Source organism: Pseudomonas sp. L13, from assembly GCF_009935965.1.
Taxonomy (GTDB): Bacteria; Pseudomonadota; Gammaproteobacteria; order Pseudomonadales; family Pseudomonadaceae; genus Aquipseudomonas; species Aquipseudomonas lactis.
The window spans coordinates 1-19,841 of sequence record NZ_QODJ01000034.1; the positions used below are offsets into that span (position 1 = coordinate 1).

The window sequence follows — 19,841 nt, forward strand, 5'->3', positions numbered from 1 at the left end:
TCCTGCCGGGTTACCCACGAATTCAAGCCTGCGTTCGGCCAGCGTGGTTTAACGGGGCGCCTGAGATCAAAAGCAGAGCAAGAGCAAGAGCAAGAGCAAGAGCAAGAGCAAGAGCAGCTCCCTTGCTTCAGGCATAAAAAAGGCGACTGGGCCATGGGGCCGCAGTCGCCTTTATGCTTGTGGAGACAGTGCTTACTGCACTTCTACCGCCAGGCTGTCACTGATCTTTTTCTGCCAGATGGCAGGACCGGTGATGTGGACGGACTCGCCTTTGCTGTCCACTGCAACGGTGACCGGCATGTCTTTGACGTCGAACTCGTAGATGGCTTCCATGCCCAGTTCGGCGAAGGCAACCACGCGCGACTTCTTGATGGCTTGGGCCACCAGGTAAGCGGCGCCGCCCACGGCCATCAGGTATACGGCCTTGTGGTCCTTGATCGCTTCGATGGCGGTCGGGCCGCGCTCGGATTTGCCGATCATGCCCAACAGGCCGGTTTGCTCGAGGATCTGGCGGGTGAACTTGTCCATCCGCGTCGCGGTGGTCGGGCCAGCAGGGCCAACCACTTCTTCGCGCACCGGATCAACCGGGCCGACGTAGTAGATAAAGCGGCCCTTGAGGTCCACCGGCAAGGTTTCGCCCTTGTTCAGCATCTCGACCATGCGCTTGTGCGCCGCGTCGCGACCGGTGAGCATCTTGCCGTTGAGCAGTACGGTTTCGCCCGGCTTCCAGCTCTGCACTTCTTCCGGGGTCAGGGTGTCGAGGTTGACGCGACGGGCCGATGGGCCGGCTTCCCAGACGATTTCGGGGTAGGCGTCCAACGGTGGCGCTTCCAGCGACGCCGGGCCCGAACCGTCGAGCACGAAGTGCGCGTGACGGGTGGCGGCGCAGTTGGGGATCATGCACACCGGCAGGGAAGCGGCGTGGGTCGGGTAGTCCATGATCTTCACGTCGAGTACAGTGGTCAGGCCACCCAGGCCCTGGGCGCCGATGCCCAGTTGGTTGACCTTCTCGAACAGCTCCAGGCGCATTTCTTCGATACGGTTCTGCGGGCCGCGCTTTTTCAGCTCGTGGATGTCGATGGACTCCATCAACACTTCCTTGGCCATTACCGCGGCTTTCTCGGCGGTGCCGCCGATGCCGATGCCGAGCATGCCCGGTGGGCACCAGCCGGCGCCCATGGTCGGAACGGTCTTGAGCACCCAGTCAACGATCGAGTCGGACGGGTTGAGCATGGCCATTTTCGACTTGTTCTCGGAACCGCCACCCTTGGCCGCCACGTCCACTTCCACGGTGTTGCCCGGGACGATGGAGTAGTGGATGACCGCTGGGGTGTTGTCCTTGGTGTTCTTGCGGGCACCGGCCGGGTCGGCGAGGATCGAGGCGCGCAGGACGTTTTCCGGCAGGTTGTAGGCGCGACGCACGCCTTCGTTGATCATGTCGTCCAGGCCCATGGTGGCGCCATCCCAACGCACGTCCATACCCACGCGCACGAACACGGTGACGATGCCGGTGTCCTGGCAGATCGGGCGATGGCCGGTGGCACACATGCGCGAGTTGATCAGGATCTGGGCGATGGAGTCACGGGCCGCCGGCGATTCTTCGCGCAGGTAGGCTTCGTGCATGGCCTGGATGAAGTCAACGGGGTGGTAGTAGGAAATGAATTGCAGGGCGTCGGCAACGCTCTGAATCAGGTCGTCTTGCTTGATCACGGTCATGAGTCGCGCTCCTCTATAAGGGAACATTCAATAAAGATGGCGTCAGTGTTGCATCGGTCGGCTGAAGCCATCTTTCCAAGGCACGCCAGAATGGTGCAGGCGCGACGCTAAAAAGGCGCGGCAGTATAACCCGGCACGGTGGCCGATACACCCGACTATGGTCACGAATGCCCGGCCCGGTTATCTGTAGGAGCGAGCTTGCTCGCGAAAAGCGTGAATCTGGTGGGTTTCATCTGGTTGTCCGCGTTATCGTTAGCGATCTTCGCGAGCAAGCTCGCTCCTACCTAGAGAGGTGACGGCGTTATGCCTGAACTGTACGTCGGCGAACGCCACTGGTCGGTCACCTCCGGCAGCAACCTGCTGGATGCCTTGAATCAGGCAGGCGTGGCCGTGCCCTTCAGTTGCCGAGCCGGCAGTTGCCATGCGTGCCTGGTGCGTTGCGAGGGTGAGGTTGACGACCTGCAGCCCGAAGCCCTGAGCCCGACGCAGCGCCAGCAAGGTTGGCGCCTGGCGTGCCAGTGCCGGGTCAGTGCAAACCTGAAGGTCGAAGCGTTTGACCCTCAGCGTGATGGCCTGCCCGCCCAGGTGGTGGGCGCCGATTGGCTGAGTTCGACGGTACTGCGCCTGCGCCTGCAACCCGAACGTGCCCTGCGTTACAGCGCCGGGCAGCATCTGGTGCTGTGGGCGGGGCAGGTGGCGCGCCCTTATTCCCTGGCGAGCTTGCCCCAGGAAGAGCCGTACCTGGAGTTCCATATCGAGTGCCGCCAGCCTGGTGCATTCAGCGATGCCGCGCGACAGTTCAAGGTCGGTGAGCCTCTACGCCTGGGCGAACTGCGGGGTGGAGCGCTGCACTATGATCCCGACTGGCAATCGCGGCCATTGTGGCTGCTGGCTTCCGGTACAGGCCTGGGGCCGTTATGGGGCGTGTTGCGCGAGGCGCTGCGTCAGGATCACCAGGGCGACATTCGCGTGATTCACCTGGCCCATGAGGCCGAGGCTCATTATCTGGCGGAACCCCTCGCAGCGCTTGCCGCGCAGCATGGGAACCTGACCGTGGAGCTATGGACCGCGGCGCAGTTGCAGCCGGCATTGGCGCAACTGCGGCTCGCGTCCCGGCAAACCCTGGCCTTGCTTTGCGGACATCCTGCCAGCGTCGAGGCGTTTTCCAAGCGCTTGTTCCTGGCGGGACTGCCGCGTAATCAATTGCTGGCGGATGTGTTTCTGTCCGGTTGCTGAGCATGCGCCGTTAACTGTGGGAGCTGGCTTGCCTGCGATGGCGACCTGACAGCCGACCAGGATGTTGGATCTGACCGGGTACATATCCGGTTCTACAGGAATGGATATGTACCCGACAAACCGCCATCGCAGGCAAGCCAGCTCCCACATTTGGGTAGCGGGGTGTCAGGTAGATAGGCGTAGGCAATCTACCCGCTTCAAATGCAAAAAGCCCCGCCATTCACATGGCGGGGCTTTTGTTTTTCAGCCTGTCACTCAGACCTGCGGGTCGCCCACATGCAGGATCTTCATGCCATTGGTGCCACCGGTGGTGTGGTAGCTGTCGCCCTTGGTCAGGATGACCCAGTCGCCTTTTTCCACAACGCCGCGTTTAACCAGCTCGTCGATCGCCTTCTGGCTGACTTCGTTCGGTGCCAGCGACGCCGGGTCGAACGGGATGGTGTACACGCCACGGAACATGGCCGCGCGGGCCTGGGCTTCGCGGTGTGGGGTGAACGCGTAGATCGGCACCGAGGAGCGGATGCGCGACATGATCAACGGCGTGTAGCCACTTTCGGTCAAGGCGATGATGGCCTTGACCCCCGGGAAGTGGTTGGCGGTGTACATGGCGGCCAGGGCGATGCTCTGGTCGCAGCTTTCGAATACCTTGCCGATGCGGTGGCTGGAGGTCTTGCTGGTCGGGTGCTTTTCAGCACCGACGCAGATACGCGCCATGGCCTGCACGGCCTCCAGCGGGTACGGGCCAGCAGCACTTTCAGCCGAGAGCATCACGGCGTCGGTGTAGTCGAGCACGGCGTTGGCCACGTCGGATACTTCGGCACGGGTCGGCATCGGGTTCTGGATCATCGACTCCATCATCTGGGTCGCAACGATCACCGCTTTGTTGTGACGGCGTGCGTGCAGGATGATCTTCTTCTGGATACCGATCAGCTCGGCGTCACCGATTTCCACGCCCAGGTCGCCACGGGCAACCATCACGGCATCGGAAGCCTTGATCAGGCCGTCGAGGGTTTCATCGTCGGCCACGGCTTCAGCACGTTCGATCTTCGCTACCAACCAGGCGGTACCGCCTGCTTCGTCGCGCAGTTTACGGGCGTATTCCATGTCGGCGGCGTCGCGCGGGAAGGACACGGCGAGGTAGTCCACTTCCATTTCGGCGGCGAGCTTGATGTCGGCCTTGTCTTTTTCAGTCAGGGCCGGCGCCGTCAGGCCACCACCGCGACGGTTGATGCCTTTGTGGTCGGACAGCGGGCCGCCGATGATCACGGTGCAGTTCAGTTCGGTCGGCGTGGCAGTGTCGACGCGCATGACCACACGGCCGTCGTCCAGCAGCAGCTCGTCACCGACGCCGCAGTCCTTGACCAGGTCCGGGTAGTCGATGCCCACCACGTCCTGGGTACCTTCGGTCAGCGGGTGGCTGGTGGAGAAGGTGAACTTGTCACCTATCTTCAGCTCGATCCGCTTGTTGGTGAATTTGGCGATACGGATTTTCGGGCCTTGCAGGTCGCCCAAGAGTGCAACGAAGCGGCCATGCTTGGCGGCGAGGTCACGCACCAGCTTGGCGCGAGCCTTGTGCTCGTCCGGGGTGCCGTGGGAGAAGTTCAGACGGGCGACGTCCAAACCAGCCAGAATCAGCTGTTCGAGGACTTCCGGCGAGTTACTGGCCGGGCCAAGGGTGGCGACGATTTTGGTACGACGGACGGACATGCACGGACTCCTGAGTTCTAGCGCTGGGGAAGGCTACTATGCTCTTTCGTTGTAGTCATTGTTCGTTTGCACTACTTATCGACGATTGGCTTGTTTTGGCTGCGGTTGAATGGGCAAACGCCTTGAAGATTTTCGACCAGGGGTCGATACACTGCACAAGACAGGAGAACCCCATGCGAATTTTGCTCGTTGCTGCCCTGGCCGTCAGTGTTGTCGGCTGTACCCGCTGGTCGATGGACCACCATTTGAACAACGCTTACCGCGCCTATGGGGTCGGTGATTGCCAGCGTGTCACCCTGGAGTTGTCCCAGGTCGATCGCGAGAGCCGTACCCGCCGCTACGTGCAACCGGAGGTTTCGATGTTGCGCGGGCAGTGCCTGGAACGCCAGAAACTGTTTGTCGATGCCGCACAGACCTATCAGTTCATCATCGGCCACTACCCGTCGAGCGAGTACGCCTATCGAGCCCGCGCGCGGCTCGATACCTTGCAACAATTGGGGCATCTGCCGGCTGCAGGCCTGGCAAAACCACGGCCTGCGTCGCTGTAAGGGTATTTGTCGCTTCAGAGCTGGCCGGTCGCCAGTCTTGGGCTAATCTTTGAATGTCTGTTTGTGCAGTTTCCCATTCGAACGGATGCAAGGCCCGGATTCGGCAGCTGTTTGGTGACAAGCGGTACCTGTTGTCACACCGAGATCCAGGGAGAGCGAGCGATAGCTTGTTCCGAATCACTGGCACGGCCAGATTTTTGGCTATTGGATGGCGACTTCACCATGTTTACCGAACGAAGGATCGAACGGCATCAACTGCCGTATTTTTTGCAGGTGTTCAATCGTATTACTGACAAGCCTATCGGCTTTCTTGGAAATGTGTCTGAAAACGGTCTGATGCTGATCAGCTCGTTACCCATGATGACCGAGGTGGATTTCGAGCTGCGCTTGAAAGTGCCGGTGGCTCAAGGCGAGCTCAAGGCGATTGACCTCACGGCAACCTGCTTGTGGAGCCACGAAGATGTCACCCCGCAGCATTACGACTCGGGGTTCAGCGTGCTTGAGGCACCCGAAGAGTACCGGCATCTGATCAACGCGCTGTTGCAGTACTTCAGCTTTTATCCTTTGCAGGCCTCTGTCTGAATTATGCGTGGGGTCGTGGCTGTTTCCTGGCCATGGCCCTGCGCAGTCATCCTCAGAATACCCCGGCCTTTTTCCATTCCAGATAGCGCGTGACCAGCCCGGCACCCAGCGCCGATGGCAAGGTATCCAGCACCGAGAGCCCATGGGCACTCAAGCGATCATGGCGTTGGTTGCGGGTGTTGAGGTAATCGACCGTGCCGCAGTAAGCCAGCGCTTCGGGCAATGTTTGCACCGGGGCCTGGCGTAGTTGGTCGAGGACCTCTTCCCTCAGGCTGGCCACCAGTACCCGGTGATGCCTACCGATACGCTGGACAGCGGCCATCAAGGCTTCATCCTCCTCATCCCGCAGGTTGGTGACGATAATCACCAGTGCCCGGCGTTTTTGCCGTGCCAGCAATTGGTTGGCGGCAGCCTGGTAGTCGGTGGTTTTTCGCGTGGTCTGCAGGTCGTAGACCGCATTGAGCAACAGGTTCAATTGGCCACTGCCCTTGACCGGCTTCAGGTAGCGCGGCTGGTCGCTGGCAAACGTGCACAGCCCTACGGCATCGCCCTGGCGCAAGGCGACATAACTGAGCAGCAGGCAGGCGTTGAGGGCGTGGTCGAAATGGGGCAGCTCATCATCCTGGCTGCGCATGTGCTGGCCGCAATCGAGCATGAACACGATTTGCTGGTCGCGCTCATCCTGGTATTCCCGGGCAATGGGCGTACGTTGGCGGGCGGTGGCTTTCCAGTCGATCTGACGCAAGCTGTCGCCTTCACGAAACTCGCGCAGCTGGTGAAACTCCAGGCCCAATCCTCGCCGCTGATGTTGGCGCACGCCCAGTTGGCTCAGCCAGTTATCCACACCCCGCAACTGCGCACCGTATAAGCGTGCGAAATCCGGGTAAACGCGGGTGGCATCGTGGGTGTCGACCCAGCGTCGTGCCGACCACAGCCCCAATGGGCTGGGCAGCAGCAGTTCGCAGCGACGGAAATGGAAGTGCCCGCGCCGCAAGGGGCGCACGCGATAGCCCAGCTCAGCGCGTTCACCGGGGCGTAGTTGAATGGATTGAGGCAGGTTCTCCACAGCCAGGCCATCGGGCACGTGATCGAACACTTGCACGGTCAGTGGTTGCGGGTAGTCGTGCTCCAGGCACAGGCGTATTTCTTCCCAGCGCCCCAGCGCCAGGCTACCAGGCAATGCCCTGTACACGCGGGCCGAGGGGCGGCGACGCAAGCGTGCGGCATCCAGCATCGCCAGCAGCAACAGGGCCAGCAGCAGGCCCCAGGCTACCGAATGCAAGGTGGCGGGCACTTGGAATTGCAACGCTGCCGAGGCGCCCAACAAGATGTTCAAGCCGAGCAGAACACCCAGCCAGGTCAGCAGCAGACGAGTCGGTTTCATAACGGCGTCATTGCCTTGGTGCTGCAATCTGGTCGAGTAACTGCTGGAGCACCTGGTCGACTTCAAGGCCGTCGATGTCCAGTTCTGGTGCGATGCGTACCCGGTGACGCAGTACCGCCAGGGCGCAGCCCTTGATGTCGTCGGGGGTGACGAATTCGCCACCGCGCAACAGCGCACGGGCACGTGCCCCGCGAACCAGGGCAATGGAGGCCCTGGGGCCGGCACCGATGGCCAGCCCCGGCCAACTGCGCGTGGCACGGGCCAGGCGCACGGCGTAGTCGAGCACCTGCTCATCCAACGGCAGGTCACTGGCAATTTGCTGCATCGTTACTACGTCCTCGGCTTGCAGCACCGTACGCAACGGCTGTACCTCCAGCATGTCGGCCTTGGACGAGCGCGTCACTTCGCGGACCATATCCAGCTCTTGTAGAGCATCTGGGTAGTCCATTCGCACCTTGAGCATGAAGCGGTCCAGCTCGGCCTCGGGCAGTGGGTAGGTGCCTTCCTGCTCGATGGGGTTCTGGGTCGCCAGCACCATGAAGGGTTGGCCGATGGGTAATGCCTCACCCTCAAGGGTCACTTGACGTTCCTGCATGGCTTCGAGAAGCGCTGCCTGGGTCTTGGCCGGTGCACGGTTGATCTCGTCGGCCAGCAACAGGTGGGTGAATAATGGCCCCTTGCGCAGTTTGAACTGTTCGGTCTGCAAGTCGTACACGGCGTGGCCGGTGACATCGCTGGGCATCAGGTCCGGGGTGAACTGGATACGCGCGAAATCACCGCCAAAGCAGCGGGCCAGGGCGCGTACCAGCAAGGTCTTGCCCAGGCCAGGCACGCCTTCCAGCAGTACGTGACCGCCTGCGATCAGAGCGGTGAGCACGTCGTCAATCACAAGGTCCTGGCCAATCACGGCCTTGCGCAATTCCACGCGCAGCGCCTGGGCCTGCTGGCTGGCATGCTGGAGGTTCTCGGCGGTCAGGGCGGTGGCCAATGGAGAGTCGCTCATAAGGCATTCCTGAGGGTTTGCAGGTGCGCCACCTGTCGGCTGAAGTCGGCACTGGAGAGCCGCTTCAGCGCAACGGGCTCAAGCGCCTGGCTGATGATATGAGGGGGTTGTCGCGTAAGGTGTTCCAGCACTTGGCGTTGCCCTGGCGCATCGAGGTGTTCGAAACCAGGATGGCGTCGCCGGGCTGCGCGCAGAATGTCGTGTTGCAAGGCTTTCAACAACGTGCCCTGGCCACTGCGGCGCAACAGGAAATCCGCGCTGGCCTTCAAGTGTTCCTGCAGCTGGCGACGCGCTTTGGGCGCCGGTGCCTGGACTGGGCCGTGGCGCATGCCTGTCTGCCACAGCCCCAGGGCAACCAGCGCAATCAGGGCGACCAGGGCCTGGGGGAAATAACGCAACAACAGGGTAAACAGGTCGTCTGTGTCGTTGTTGAACAGCAAGGTGACGTCAGTGCCCTGGTTCAGATACCACAGCAACCAGGCGTTATCATGTTTGCCGATATCTGCGGTTTTCCACAGGTCGCTGTCGGTGATCACCGTTACGCGGCCTTGCCCCAGGTCAAGTTGCATCAGGTGGCTGGACTTGGCGCTGTTGGCGGAAAACTGCGCCAGGTGCTTGGGGTCGGTGAGGTTGAAGTCGGTGTCAAAACTGAAATAGGCCGGTGCCGTTTCGTTGTCGACATACAGCTTGGTCAGGTCCGGCTTGGTTTTTTTACGCGGTGGCGCGGGTTCGTCGAAGGTGTCGCTCAAGGTTTGGCGGACAGTGAGACTATCAAGCAACAGGTCACCGCTGGTGCCGGTTTCTTCATCCCATAATGCCTCGGCGACCACGAGCAGGTGGCCGCCGGCTTTTGCCCAGCCCAGCAGTTGTTCGACCTGGCGTGGGGTCATGTTGCTGCGCTCCCCCAGCAGCAACAGGCTATGGCCTTTGGCGGGCAGCTCGGCGAGTCGTTCAAGGCCATTGGCATGCGCCACCACCACGCCTTGCTGGCGCAGAAAGTGCTCGGCGGCCAGGTAAGGGTTGGCGCGTGCCTCTGGCGACGGGCCGCGATCTACCACTTCCTCGTAGGGAATTGCCTTGTGCCAGGCATATAGGCCGCCCGCACCCAACAGGCATGCCAGTAGCAGCGCTACCCACCATAACGTCCGATTCATTGGCCCGCTCCGTCACTGAAAAGAGCACGCCAATCGCTGCACAGTTTTTGTTGGGCTGAAGAAGGCGGCAGACGGTGACCATAGGCCAGGTTTTGCCAGTGGCGTGTCAGTTCGTCGCTGAACGCAAGTAACTGCGGTTGTTGCAAATGATGAACACGTTCCAGCACCTGCCCCTCGGTATCGGCGTTTGTCAGTGGCAGGTCGAACTCATGCAATAGCCGGCTGAGCAACCCGCGATACAGCAGGCCAAGAGCTTCCCGGGGCTGGGTGGGCCATAGCTGTTCGGCGGTACTGGCGATGTCTTGGGGCAATGTCTCGGTGCCCAGCTCCAGCCCGAACAGCTGGGCGGGAACGGGCGAGGGAGCGGCCGTGCGAGTGGGCCCAAGGCGGCTGACGAACGTGCGCAACCATTCACGGTAACGCCAGCACACCAGGGCCAGGCCGCCAATCACAAGGCTCCAGAGGAGTACTTCCAAGGTTTTGGCGACGTATTTGAAAGTGTCGCTGTTGAAGTTGTCGAGCAGTGCCTGGAGCCAGCCAGGTAACCTGCCGTCGCCCTTGGCCGTGTTTTTAACCGACGTTTTTTCTTCGCCAAACCGATAGCGTGTGACGGTTTCCGGGTTCTTGAAGGGGGGCTTTTTCAGCAATGCCTGGATGGATTGGCTGGCGGCCTGGGTGCTGAGGGGTTTATGGGCTGTGGCTTCATCTGCCATGGCGGGTGGGCTGACGTGTAGCAGCGCCAAGCCGACGACCAGCAACAACAGCGCTGTGACGTTGCTCAGGCGCTGGCGCAGGCGACGGAATACCAGTTCCAGGTCCCAGGCCTCCAACACCGTGCGGCGGTTGAGGTACAGGCTGAAGCCACAGGCGACATAGATGGGTTCCCAGAACACCAGGATCAGGGCGTAGAAGGCATTGCTCAGGTGCTCCAGCCAAAGCACGCCCGAGCCTGACGCCAATATCAGCCGTTGCCAGTCCCAGTCCAGTTCGATCTGTTGCGGGATGAAGAGATAGAACAGGGCCATGGCGCCAAACCACAGGCCGATTTCCAAGTGCACGCCGATGGTCGTCAGCCAGCGTGCGGCGCCAGCGTTGCGTTGCAGCAACACCCCAAGGCGCCGTTGACGGGCGTCACCATCCAGGCCTTCCAGTTGGCTGACGGGCAGGGTGAAGCTGCGGCTCATGCTCAGCCGCCGCCAGGTCAGGCTGGCGAACAGTTGCCCCTTGAGCAATTGCGGCCAATGGCGAACGGCCTGTTTGAGGCTGGGGGGCTCACCAAACAGGGCCTTGGACAGAATGTACAACGGCAAGCGGTCGAAGGCCGGCTTGAGCCACCAGAACAGGAACATGGCCAAAGACGGGTAATTCCAGAGCAGCACCGTCAACAGGCTGAATACCGGCAGGCTCACCAGCGCCCAACTGCCCATCAGCAGGGCGCGGTGTTCCCTGGCCATCAGCACCCCCAGGTCCATTGCTTCCCAGGAAGTGCGCGGGCGAATCACTACGCTGGCGTCAGTCAGGCGCATGGCGACTCCGCCCGGCCAGGGTCAGGTAAGCGGCCACCAGCAGCCAGAGCGCGACGCCTACTGCGTATTTGATCCAGGGCTCAATGCGTGTGGTTGAGGACCAGTAGGCTTCGATAAAGGCTGCGATCAACAGGAAGACCATGACACCGCAAAGCATCCGTACGCTTTTGCGCGCGGCCAGGCGCAGGGCCTCGCTGCGCGCCAAGCGCCCGGGGGCGACCAGTGACCAGCCCAGTTGCAAGCCCGCGGCACCGGCCAGTGTGATGGCGCTCAACTCGAATGCGCCGTGACCAATGACAAACGACCAGAAGATTTGGCCGTAGCCGATGTCGGTAAGGTGCCCGGAGACCGCACCTATGACCAGACCGTTGAAAATCAGGAAGAACATACTGCCCAGGCCGAACAACAGGCCGGCGGCAAAGGTCTGGAAGGCGATGCCGATGTTGTGCATCACGTAATAGCCAAACATCATCCAGTCTTCGCTGGAGGCACGTTCGGCAGCACGGCCCAAGCGGCTGGCGTCGGGGTTGTACATGCCCTGCATCTCGGTCACTTGCTGGGGGCTGATGATGCTGTAGACCAGATCGGGGAACAGGTACACCAGCAGGGCTATCCCCACCAGGCTGCCAAAGAACAGCAGGCTGGCGATCAGCACGAAGCGCCACTGTTCGCGTACCAGGCGCGGGAAGTCGGCCAGAAGAAACGAAAGTATGTTTGCCGTCAGTTGGCTGCGATGGCGATACAGTTGTTGATGGCCGCGCAGTGCCAGTTGTTGCAACGGGTCGACCAGGTAACTGCTGTAGCCGCGTTGCTGAGCCAGGGCCAGGTGTTGGCACAGGCGTCGATATTGATGCGGGAAGTCGGCAACGTCGGCGGCCTTGGCTTTACCTTGCTCCAGTTGCGTCAACTGCTCGGCGAAGGTTTGCCATTGGCGCTGGTGGCGGCTTTCAAAAAGGCTCTGCTTCATGTCGGCCCCAACAAACCACGGGCTACACCGTTGAGTTGCTCCACGGCACGCGGTGCAGACACCTGCAGGGGCTCTGCCAGAATGGCGGCCAGTTCATGCACCCGTTCGGCCGAGAGCTCGGCCTGGCGTTCGGCGAAACCGAGGATGGCCCGCTGTTCGCTCAACGCCAGTGCGAAGGGCAGGCGCAGGGCGGGTGCTTGAGGGATGCTTGGGCGTGCCAGCGGCAGTTTGCGGTACACCACCAGCGTACCGGCGGCAAGATCGCCGAGCCGCTTGAAGTGCGGATGCTGCAGGCAGCTGATCGCGCCGAGGAAATAACCGAAGGGCAGCATGTCGACAAAACGCAGCAGGTTGCGGATCAGCGATGCCGACCAGCCGATGGGCGTGCCGTCATCCTGCACCACGCGCAGACCCATGACCTGCTTGCCCGGCGAGCAGCCCTGGTTGAGCACTTCGAACAGCACCATGTACCACCAGCTCACCAGGAACAACAGCAGCGAACCCAGCCCGACCCCCACATTGCCGAGCAACGCCAGCGGCACCAGCAGGATACCCATGATGATCCCGCGCACGCCCAGGTCGAATGCAAACGCCAATGCCCGGGAGGGCAGGCCAGCAGGGCGCAGGGGCAGGTCGATGCCCTCCGGTGTTTCTATCTGATAGTGGGTATCCAAAGGCGTTGATGGCATTGCGATCCTTGGCAGTGCGAGGCGACTTAGAAACACGGATGCTAGCAGTGTCGAGGATGGAAGCAACCACCCGAGGTTTTTCTGGATATTTATACAGTAAGGTATCGCTGGCCCCAAACGCCTTGCAGCGCCTAGACTTTGTCGGTCTTCAGCACAGGAATAGCCCGTGACCTCGATTTTCTGGTACGACTATGAAACCACCGGCATCAACCCGCGCAACGATCGTCCGCTCCAGGTAGCCGGTATCCGCACCGACCTTGAGCTCAATGAGGTCGGTGCGCCGATCAATCTTTATTGCCAGCCCAGCGACGATATCCTGCCTCATCCGGCAGCCTGTGCGATCACGGGTATCACGCCGGGTATCCTCGCCGAGAAGGGCCTTGCCGAAGCCGATTTCATGACTCGGGTGCACGCCGAGCTGGCCGCGCCAGGTACCTGCGGCGCCGGCTACAACACCCTGCGATTTGACGATGAAATGACGCGCTACAGTCTGTACCGCAATTTTTTCGACCCGTATGCGCGCGAGTGGCAGGGCGGCAACAGTCGTTGGGACTTGATCGATGTCATGCGCACCGCCTACGCCCTGCGGCCGGAGGGCATCAACTGGCCTGAGCAGGACGGGCGTGTGACCCTCAAGCTCGAACGCTTGACCGAGGCCAACGGCATCGACCATGGCCAGGCCCATGATGCGTTGTCGGATGTGCGTGCAACCATCGCCCTGGCGCGGTTGGTCCGAGACAAACAACCGAAGCTGTATGAATGGCTGTTTCAACTGCGCAGCAAACAGCGGGTCATGGATCAGGTGCGGTTGCTGCAACCGATGGTGCATATCTCTGGGCGTTTTTCTGCCGAGCGCCATTACCTGGGCGTGGTCTTGCCCTTGGCCTGGCACCCGCGCAATCGTAACGCCTTGATCGTCTGTGACCTGGGGCTTGATCCACAAGGGCTGTTGGACCTGGATGCGGCGACCCTGCGCCAGCGCCTTTACACGCGCCGCGATGAATTGGCCGAAGGTGAGCTGCCGGTGCCGCTCAAGTTGCTGCATATCAACCGCTGCCCGGTGGTCGCGCCGTTAAAGGTGCTGCGCCCGCAAGACCTGGAGCGCCTGCAATTGGATAAGGAGGCTTGCCTTGCGCGGGCGCTGCGGCTAACTGACGCACAGGAAGTTTGGCGGGACAAGTTAGCGGCCATTTATGCCGAGGAAGACTTTGCGCCGAACGCCGACCCGGAGCAGCAGCTCTACGATGGTTTTATTGGTGACCGTGACCGTCGTTTATGTGAGCAAGTTCGCATGGCGGAGCCAGCGCAGTTGGCCCGTCAGCAGTGGCCGTTCGATGATCATCGTTTGCCGGAATTATTATTTCGCTACAGGGCGCGTAACTTTCCTGAAACCTTGAACAATGAGGAGCAACAACGCTGGAAACTTTTCTGTCAGCAACGTTTGTCGGATGCGCAGTGGGGGGCGCCGAATACCCTGTTGGGATTTAAGCAGGCGCGTGAGGAGTTGGCGGTTAGTGCTACATCGTTTCAGTGTCAGGTACTGGCGCAATGGCAGGACTATGTAGATTCCTTGGCGGCGCGCCTGAATCTGTAGGCACATAACTACAGAATATTCAGACAATAAAAAACGCCAGCAAGCTGGCGTTTTTCATGTGTGACGTATCGGATGAACGTCCGACCGGGCTTAGCCCAGCAGGGTTGCCCAACCTTCAACTACGTCACCGCCCCACTTGGCTTTCCACTCTTTCAGAGTTTTGTGGTTGCCACCTTTGGTTTCAATCACTTCGCCGTTGTGCGGGTTTTTGTACTGCTTGACCTTGCGAGCACGCTTGGTGCCGGTAGTTTTCACAGCGCCACGTGGTGCTTTAACTTTCGACTCTGGATCCAGCAGCGCGATGATGTCACGCAGGGATTTGGAGTATTCACCCATCAGGGTGCGCAATTTGCCTTCGAATTCCAGCTCGGTTTTCAGCTTGTCGTCTTCGGACAGGTTCTTCAAACGGGCTTGCAGCTCTTTGATAGCTTCTTCGGTGGCGCGGTATTCGTTGATCAGTGACATGTGGACTACCTTATGTAGAACGCTGATTGACAGGGTGAGTGGCCTAATAATAGTCAGGCAATTTCATCAAGTAAACATTTAAGACGTTATTCAGGTGAATGACATTGAATGTGTGTGAGAAAACCTGGCCGATGAGTTAATTAGTAAGCGTTATGCGCAAAGATAATCGCGTTAATTTTTTGCGACTGGCCTGAGCATGCCCTTGTATCGTCATATAGCGGTGGTAAAACCTTACACGATTAAGGGGTGTTACCACGGCGAGGGCTCAAGATTAGGTGCAAGGGAATACTGCAGTTTTTCTGCGTAATCGCTAGAATAGCGGCCTTTGTGAAGTTCTGGAGTTTCCCCCTAATGCGCACTTTTCGGCTGGTGATTGCTTGCCCGGACCGGGTTGGCATCGTTGCCAAGGTCAGTAACTTTCTGGCTTCCCATAATGGCTGGATCACCGAGGCGAGCCATCACTCGGACGATCTCAGTGGTTGGTTTTTCATGCGTCACGAAATCCGTGCCGATACGCTGCCCTTTGGCCTGGAAGCCTTCCGCGAGGCGTTTGCGCCGATTGCCGAAGAGTTTTCGATGACCTGGCACATCACTGATACAGAGCAGAAGAAACGCGTGGTGCTGATGGCCAGCCGCGAATCCCACTGCCTGGCAGACCTGCTGCACCGCTGGCACAGCGACGAACTCGATTGCGAGATTGCTTGCGTGATCTCCAACCACGACGACCTGCGCAGCATGGTCGAATGGCATGGCATCCCTTATTACCATGTGCCGGTCAACCCACAGGACAAGGAGCCGGCGTTCGCCGAGGTGTCGCGCCTGGTCAAGCAGCACGACGCGGACGTGGTCGTGCTCGCGCGCTACATGCAGATCCTGCCACCGGAACTGTGCCGTGAATACGCTGGCAAGGTGATCAACATCCACCACAGCTTCTTGCCGTCGTTCGTTGGTGCCAAGCCGTATCACCAGGCTTCCCTGCGTGGCGTAAAGTTGATTGGTGCAACCTGCCACTACGTGACCGAAGAGCTGGACGCCGGCCCGATCATCGAGCAGGACGTGGTGCGCGTCAGCCACAGCGACAGTATTGAAGACATGGTGCGCTTCGGCCGTGATGTCGAGAAGATGGTGTTGGCCCGTGGCTTGCGCTACCACCTGGAAGATCGCGTGTTGGTGCACGGCAACAAGACCGTGGTCTTCTGACCCAGCGGTTTTGATTGAAAGACAGCGGGGCCTGGAGGTAAAACTCTGCAGGCCCTTTTTTATTTCTGTTTCAGGAGATTCCCATGAGCGACCCGCTCGATAAAGCCACCTCACGGGCGCCTGCTACCTTGGGCGAGGGCTGTTTGAGTCGTTACGACCCGGACGCGCTGGATGCCGAGGATGGTACTGATTTTCCAGGCGCGGCGCGTTTATGGGAACAGACACAGGCGCAGGATGAGCCGCCTGCCGCCCCTGAAAAAGACGCTTGAGCAGCGGTTTGCCGACCATCAATAGAAACACTGGCGCACCGGCCAGCAAATAGAAGTAGTAGGTCACCGCGCGCCAGATCAGAATCGCCGCCGCCGCTGTGGATGTGCCCACCATGGGCGCCAGCAGTGCCGCTGACGTCAACTCCGCTGCGCCGGCCCCGCCTGGCGCGAGGCTGAACTGCCCGGCAGTCAGCGACAGCATCTGGATCAGAAAACTCCAGGCCCACTGCACCTCACCGCCCAACCCGCGCAGCGCCAGATACAGCACGCTGTAACGCAGCAGCCAATGCAGGCTGGTAAGCGCAAAGACCCCAAGCAAGGTACTCCGGGGAAGTTTCAGGGTGGCGCTGAACGCCGCAAGAAAACGCAGCAACCGACGTGCCCAGCGTCGGCGGGTGATAGCACCGACCTTCATGGCCTTGAGTGCCAAACCCGCCAGGCGAATCAGCCGCCGGTGAAAATGCACCACGGCCCAGCCACTGATCACCCCTCCGACCATCGACACGGCGCTGAGCCCCAGCAACCACTCCATACGCGGGCTGAGGCTATGAAACAGCGCATACAGCAGGATCCCCACCAGTGCGCAGAGAAAAAACACCAGGTCGCTCAGTTGGTCCATGGCGAACACCGCACTGCCATGGGCGGGGCGGATGCCATTACGTGCCAGCAGGGCCATCAGGGTCAACGGCCCGCCGCTGCCGCCGGGTGTGGCGCACATGGCGAACTCGGTGGATATCACCACGCCTAGGCTTTTAAGCGGCCCTAGTCGAGCGCGATGCTCGCCAAGCAACAGGCGGATGCGCAGGCTGTTGATCAGCCAGCAGCCGATGATCATGGCGAACATCCCCAGCAACTGGGGCAGCGGAAACTGGCGCAGGCGTGTAATGCTCTCGCCGCCGCCCAGCCACAGTGGGATCACCAGCGCCACCAAGAGCGCCAACATTAACCAGATCAGTCGGCCCATGGCTGCGTCGCCAGCCAGGCGGCCTTGGTTTGGGGGACGCGCCCCCCGTTGAGCAGGCGTTGCAGGGTGTGCAGCCAATAATCGCGGGAAAACCTGTGGCGCATGTCCACGGGGTGCAGTCCCAGTCGGATCAGCGGGGCTGTCTGCCAACGCTGTTCACGGCGGTCGCTGAGGATTTTGGACAGCCCGCGGCGCCAGGCACTGCGGGCACTCCACACCAGGCCGGGGGCATTGATGGGCGTGAAGTCCGGCAGGCGATAAAGATGTTGTGGGTCGCTGGTGTAGCTCAGGGGCAACTGGCGCAATGCCTGCCGGGTGCCGTTGCTCATCAACCAGGCGGGCGCAACAAAGCCATGCAGCGGCCAGCCATTGCGTTCAAATATCTCAATCCCGGCAGTCAGCCGCCGCAACGCCTCGGCTTCGGACAGCTGGTAAAACTCGCCTTCGTGGGTATAGATGCGTCGCATAAACCATTCTTTTGGCGTACGCGGCCGAGGTTGGTCGTCGCAATGGTAATAACCATGCAAGGTGAGTTCATCGCCCTTGGCGACACGGCTATCGAGCAGGCGCCGAAATTCGCGGTGGGCGGCCAGGTCGTCATGGTGATGGAAGTCCGGCACCACCAGCCAAGTGATGGGCACGTTGCCCAGCGCATCGACGGCCTCGACGAAGGGCCGGTAGTCGGCCCAGGTGTGCGGTGCCACGTCGTGCAGTACCAGCATCAGCGCGCGCTCAGCCATGGGCGAGCATCGGTTCATGGCTGCCCAGCACGGCGTAGTAATGCCCCAACAGGCTGTCGACTACCGTGTCCCACGCATAATGCTGCTCGACATGGCGCCGAGCCTGAGCACCCAGGCGTCGGCTGTCGGTACTGAACAGCTCACGCACCGCATCGGCCATGGCCTTGGGGTTGTTCGGCGTGCACAGCAGGCCACAACGCTCGTCGACAATCTCGGTAAAGGCCCCGGCCGCCACCGCGACCACCGGAATGCCGCAGGCCATGGCTTCCAAGATCACCAGGCCGAAGGTCTCCTGGTCGCCGCCGTGCAGCAAGGCATCGGCGCTGGCCATCAGCCGCGCAACATGCAGGGCGGGCCGGAATCCATCAACGACGGTGACATTGTCTGGCACGCTGGCCGGCATGCCAGAGCCCACCAGCAGCAAGTGGTAGCCTTCCCCCAGGCGCTTCATGCAGTTGAGCAGCACCGGCAGGTTTTTCTCTTTGGAGCCGCGCCCGGCGAAGATCAGTAGCCGAGTGTCTTCGCCAATCCCCAGTTCGGCGCGCAGGCCGGGGTCACGTACCTCAGGGGTGAAAGTTTGCAAGTCCACGCCCAGGGGTTGCACGAAGACATTTCTGACACCGAGCCCGGTGAGCTTGTCGGCCATGACCTGGCTGGGGGCGAGCACTCGGTCAAAATTCCCATAGAGTTTGCGCACATAGGCTTCAACGTTGGGGGTAAACCAAGGCCCCATGCGGTTGCTCACCAGCAGTGGCAGGTCGGAGTGGTAAAAGCCGATGACCGGCACATCTAACTGGCGCCGGGCATCCAGGGCGGCCCAGGCCGTCAGGTAAGGGTCGCCCACTTCGATCAGATCGGGCTGTAAATCGTGCAGGACATTTCGCCATGGCGCCAAGCGAAGGGGGAAGCGATAGCCTTTGCCGAAGGGCAGGGCGGGCGCCGGTACTTTGAAGATGCCGTCCTGCTCGCTCAAATGTGCGCCGGGGATCAACAGGCTGTGGCGAATACCCGGTTTGAGCGCCAGACGCCGGTGCTTGGCGTCAAGGTAAGTGCGTACGCCGCCGCTGGCCGGGGCGTAGAACATGGTTATGTCAGCGATATGCACGATGAACATCCCTCCGATCCATTGCTCTCCCTAGATGGACCTGAGGTAAGGATAGATGTTCGGTTTAGATTCGCAGCATAACGGTGGTGGGAGCGGACAAACCCACGCTGTAGGAGCGAGCTTGCTCGCGAAAAACTCACAGACGCCGCGTTTCTTCAGGTCGCCCGCGTTATCGTTGACGTTTTTCGCGAGCAAGCTCGCTCCTACAGGGGAATTTCAGATCCGGAAGCTGCCCACCAACTGCTTCAAACGCGAGGCCTGTTGTTCCAGGTCCGAGCAGGCGCGCAGGGTCGATTGCAGGTTTTCCACCCCTTCCTGGTTGAGGGTGTTGATCTCGGTGATGTCCATATTGATCGACTCCACCACCGAGGTCTGTTCTTCAGTGGCAGTGGCGACCGACTGGTTCATGCCGTCGATCTCGCCAATGCGCTGGGTCACGCTGTTCAGGCGCTCGCCGGCCAGGTTGGCGATTTCCACGCTGTCCAGGCTGTGGCGTTGGCTTTCGCTCATGGTAGTCACCGAGTCCCGGGCGCCCACCTGTAGCTCCTCGATCATCGTCTGCACCTGTTGCGCCGACTCCTGAGTGCGATGGGCCAGGTTGCGCACTTCATCGGCCACCACCGCAAAGCCACGCCCGGCTTCCCCGGCGCGCGCCGCTTCGATCGCCGCGTTGAGCGCCAGCAGGTTGGTTTGCTGGGAAATGCTGGTGATCACCTCAAGGATCTGGCCGATATTCACCGTTTTGCTGTTAAGTGCTTCGATATTGGTACTTGAGGTGCTGATCATGCTGGATAACTGCGTCATCGCCTTGATATTGCGTTCAACCACCTGCTGGCCGTCCTCGGCCAGGTGCCGTGCATCGCTGGCCTGGTTAGAGGCCTGTGCAGCGTTGCGTGCGATCTCCTGGGCTGCCGCCCCCAGTTGGTTGATGGCTGCAGCAACGCTGTTGGTGCGGTTGGCCTGTTCGTCGGAGTTGACCATCGACGAATTCG

Annotated in this window: 18 protein-coding genes; 5 read left to right on the forward strand and 13 right to left on the reverse strand. The window is 60.7% G+C overall.

What is annotated here, in order from left to right:
- Window positions 1-192: 192 nt before the first annotated feature.
- Window positions 193-1,716, reverse strand: coding sequence for a fumarate hydratase (locus DK871_RS17450; protein ID WP_003193907.1), 1,524 nt, complete (start codon window positions 1,714-1,716; stop codon window positions 193-195).
- 303 nt (window positions 1,717-2,019) lie between these two features.
- Here DK871_RS17450 and DK871_RS17455 point away from each other — a divergent pair, with 303 nt between their 5' ends.
- Window positions 2,020-2,952, forward strand: a complete 933-nt coding sequence (locus DK871_RS17455) for an iron-sulfur-binding ferredoxin reductase (protein ID WP_161906017.1) — start codon at window positions 2,020-2,022, stop codon at window positions 2,950-2,952.
- 255 nt (window positions 2,953-3,207) lie between these two features.
- On the opposite strand, the gene pyk is transcribed toward DK871_RS17455, so the two are convergent.
- Complete coding sequence (pyk, locus tag DK871_RS17460) at window positions 3,208-4,659, reverse strand: pyruvate kinase (protein WP_003193904.1); 1,452 nt, start codon at window positions 4,657-4,659, stop codon at window positions 3,208-3,210.
- A gap of 173 nt (window positions 4,660-4,832) precedes the next feature.
- Here pyk and DK871_RS17465 point away from each other — a divergent pair, with 173 nt between their 5' ends.
- Together DK871_RS17465 and DK871_RS17470 are read left to right on the forward strand one after the other, a co-directional pair.
- A complete protein-coding gene (locus DK871_RS17465) occupies window positions 4,833-5,207 on the forward strand; it encodes a tol-pal system YbgF family protein (RefSeq protein WP_003193903.1) in 375 nt (124 codons plus the stop codon).
- Between the two features lie 222 nt (window positions 5,208-5,429).
- Entirely contained in the window at window positions 5,430-5,789 is a 360-nt protein-coding gene (locus DK871_RS17470; RefSeq protein WP_161906019.1) for a PilZ domain-containing protein, read from the forward strand.
- 52 nt (window positions 5,790-5,841) lie between these two features.
- Here DK871_RS17470 and DK871_RS17475 read toward each other — a convergent pair whose 3' ends face one another.
- The 6 genes from DK871_RS17475 to DK871_RS17500 are packed head-to-tail and all read right to left on the reverse strand — an operon-like array spanning window position 5,842 to window position 12,512.
- The gene (locus DK871_RS17475) at window positions 5,842-7,173 is read right to left on the reverse strand and encodes a DUF58 domain-containing protein (RefSeq protein ID WP_161906021.1); all 1,332 of its coding nucleotides are present in this window, start codon (window positions 7,171-7,173) and stop codon (window positions 5,842-5,844) included.
- Between the two features lie 7 nt (window positions 7,174-7,180).
- Window positions 7,181-8,176 (reverse strand): MoxR family ATPase, encoded by a 996-nt coding sequence (locus DK871_RS17480; protein WP_003193900.1) that lies wholly within the window; start codon window positions 8,174-8,176, stop codon window positions 7,181-7,183.
- Entirely contained in the window at window positions 8,173-9,330 is a 1,158-nt protein-coding gene (locus DK871_RS17485) for a DUF4350 domain-containing protein (protein ID WP_161906023.1), read from the reverse strand. The genes DK871_RS17480 and DK871_RS17485 overlap by 4 nt, the downstream gene beginning before the upstream one ends.
- Window positions 9,327-10,856: a DUF4129 domain-containing protein gene (locus tag DK871_RS17490; RefSeq protein ID WP_161906025.1), complete on the reverse strand. Its 1,530-nt coding sequence runs from the start codon at window positions 10,854-10,856 to the stop codon at window positions 9,327-9,329. The genes DK871_RS17485 and DK871_RS17490 overlap by 4 nt, the downstream gene beginning before the upstream one ends.
- Window positions 10,843-11,823, reverse strand: coding sequence for a stage II sporulation protein M (locus DK871_RS17495; protein WP_161906027.1), 981 nt, complete (start codon window positions 11,821-11,823; stop codon window positions 10,843-10,845). Before DK871_RS17495 ends, DK871_RS17490 begins: the two co-directional genes overlap by 14 nt.
- Window positions 11,820-12,512, reverse strand: a complete 693-nt coding sequence (locus DK871_RS17500; protein ID WP_161906029.1) for an RDD family protein — start codon at window positions 12,510-12,512, stop codon at window positions 11,820-11,822. The genes DK871_RS17495 and DK871_RS17500 overlap by 4 nt, the downstream gene beginning before the upstream one ends.
- 166 nt (window positions 12,513-12,678) lie before the next feature.
- On the opposite strand from DK871_RS17500, the gene sbcB reads away from it, so the two are divergent.
- Window positions 12,679-14,106 carry an exodeoxyribonuclease I gene (gene sbcB, locus DK871_RS17505; RefSeq protein ID WP_161906030.1) on the forward strand — a complete coding sequence of 476 codons (1,428 nt, stop codon included), beginning with the start codon at window positions 12,679-12,681 and terminating at the stop codon, window positions 14,104-14,106.
- A gap of 90 nt (window positions 14,107-14,196) precedes the next feature.
- Here the strand turns inward: sbcB and mvaT are convergent, their stop codons facing one another.
- On the reverse strand, window positions 14,197-14,571 hold the full coding sequence (gene mvaT / locus DK871_RS17510; RefSeq protein ID WP_019821235.1) for a histone-like nucleoid-structuring protein MvaT: 375 nt from the start codon (window positions 14,569-14,571) through the stop codon (window positions 14,197-14,199).
- A gap of 351 nt (window positions 14,572-14,922) precedes the next feature.
- On the opposite strand from mvaT, the gene purU reads away from it, so the two are divergent.
- The gene (purU, locus tag DK871_RS17515) at window positions 14,923-15,771 is read left to right on the forward strand and encodes a formyltetrahydrofolate deformylase (protein WP_019821236.1); all 849 of its coding nucleotides are present in this window, start codon (window positions 14,923-14,925) and stop codon (window positions 15,769-15,771) included.
- Between the two features lie 123 nt (window positions 15,772-15,894).
- Here the strand turns inward: purU and DK871_RS17520 are convergent, their stop codons facing one another.
- From DK871_RS17520 to DK871_RS29720, 4 genes are all read right to left on the reverse strand, one after another.
- Window positions 15,895-17,004 carry a lysylphosphatidylglycerol synthase transmembrane domain-containing protein gene (locus tag DK871_RS17520; RefSeq protein WP_161906032.1) on the reverse strand — a complete coding sequence of 370 codons (1,110 nt, stop codon included), beginning with the start codon at window positions 17,002-17,004 and terminating at the stop codon, window positions 15,895-15,897.
- Window positions 16,992-17,744, reverse strand: coding sequence for a DUF2334 domain-containing protein (locus DK871_RS17525; protein WP_161906034.1), 753 nt, complete (start codon window positions 17,742-17,744; stop codon window positions 16,992-16,994). The genes DK871_RS17520 and DK871_RS17525 overlap by 13 nt, the downstream gene beginning before the upstream one ends.
- Window positions 17,737-18,858 carry a glycosyltransferase family 1 protein gene (locus DK871_RS17530; RefSeq protein ID WP_161906036.1) on the reverse strand — a complete coding sequence of 374 codons (1,122 nt, stop codon included), beginning with the start codon at window positions 18,856-18,858 and terminating at the stop codon, window positions 17,737-17,739. The genes DK871_RS17525 and DK871_RS17530 overlap by 8 nt, the downstream gene beginning before the upstream one ends.
- 207 nt (window positions 18,859-19,065) lie before the next feature.
- On the reverse strand, window positions 19,066-19,830 hold the full coding sequence (locus DK871_RS29720) for a methyl-accepting chemotaxis protein (RefSeq protein WP_375139744.1): 765 nt from the start codon (window positions 19,828-19,830) through the stop codon (window positions 19,066-19,068).
- Window positions 19,831-19,841: the final 11 nt, after the last annotated feature.

Excerpts from the sequence above, each read along its gene's own strand:
- DK871_RS17450 (WP_003193907.1), bottom strand. The coding sequence starts at position 1,716 with ATGACCGTGATCAAGCAAGACGACCTGATTCAGAGCGTTGCCGACGCC.
- DK871_RS17455 (WP_161906017.1), top strand. The coding sequence starts at position 2,020 with ATGCCTGAACTGTACGTCGGCGAACGCCACTGGTCGGTCACCTCCGGC.
- pyk (WP_003193904.1), bottom strand. The coding sequence starts at position 4,659 with ATGTCCGTCCGTCGTACCAAAATCGTCGCCACCCTTGGCCCGGCCAGT.
- DK871_RS17465 (WP_003193903.1), top strand. The coding sequence starts at position 4,833 with ATGCGAATTTTGCTCGTTGCTGCCCTGGCCGTCAGTGTTGTCGGCTGT.
- DK871_RS17470 (WP_161906019.1), top strand. The coding sequence starts at position 5,430 with ATGTTTACCGAACGAAGGATCGAACGGCATCAACTGCCGTATTTTTTG.
- DK871_RS17475 (WP_161906021.1), bottom strand. The coding sequence starts at position 7,173 with ATGAAACCGACTCGTCTGCTGCTGACCTGGCTGGGTGTTCTGCTCGGC.
- DK871_RS17480 (WP_003193900.1), bottom strand. The coding sequence starts at position 8,176 with ATGAGCGACTCTCCATTGGCCACCGCCCTGACCGCCGAGAACCTCCAG.
- DK871_RS17485 (WP_161906023.1), bottom strand. The coding sequence starts at position 9,330 with ATGAATCGGACGTTATGGTGGGTAGCGCTGCTACTGGCATGCCTGTTG.
- DK871_RS17490 (WP_161906025.1), bottom strand. The coding sequence starts at position 10,856 with ATGCGCCTGACTGACGCCAGCGTAGTGATTCGCCCGCGCACTTCCTGG.
- DK871_RS17495 (WP_161906027.1), bottom strand. The coding sequence starts at position 11,823 with ATGAAGCAGAGCCTTTTTGAAAGCCGCCACCAGCGCCAATGGCAAACC.
- DK871_RS17500 (WP_161906029.1), bottom strand. The coding sequence starts at position 12,512 with ATGCCATCAACGCCTTTGGATACCCACTATCAGATAGAAACACCGGAG.
- mvaT (WP_019821235.1), bottom strand. The coding sequence starts at position 14,571 with ATGTCACTGATCAACGAATACCGCGCCACCGAAGAAGCTATCAAAGAG.
- purU (WP_019821236.1), top strand. The coding sequence starts at position 14,923 with ATGCGCACTTTTCGGCTGGTGATTGCTTGCCCGGACCGGGTTGGCATC.
- DK871_RS17520 (WP_161906032.1), bottom strand. The coding sequence starts at position 17,004 with ATGGGCCGACTGATCTGGTTAATGTTGGCGCTCTTGGTGGCGCTGGTG.
- DK871_RS17525 (WP_161906034.1), bottom strand. The coding sequence starts at position 17,744 with ATGGCTGAGCGCGCGCTGATGCTGGTACTGCACGACGTGGCACCGCAC.
- DK871_RS17530 (WP_161906036.1), bottom strand. The coding sequence starts at position 18,858 with ATGTTCATCGTGCATATCGCTGACATAACCATGTTCTACGCCCCGGCC.
- DK871_RS29720 (WP_375139744.1), bottom strand. The coding sequence starts at position 19,830 with ATGGTCAACTCCGACGAACAGGCCAACCGCACCAACAGCGTTGCTGCA.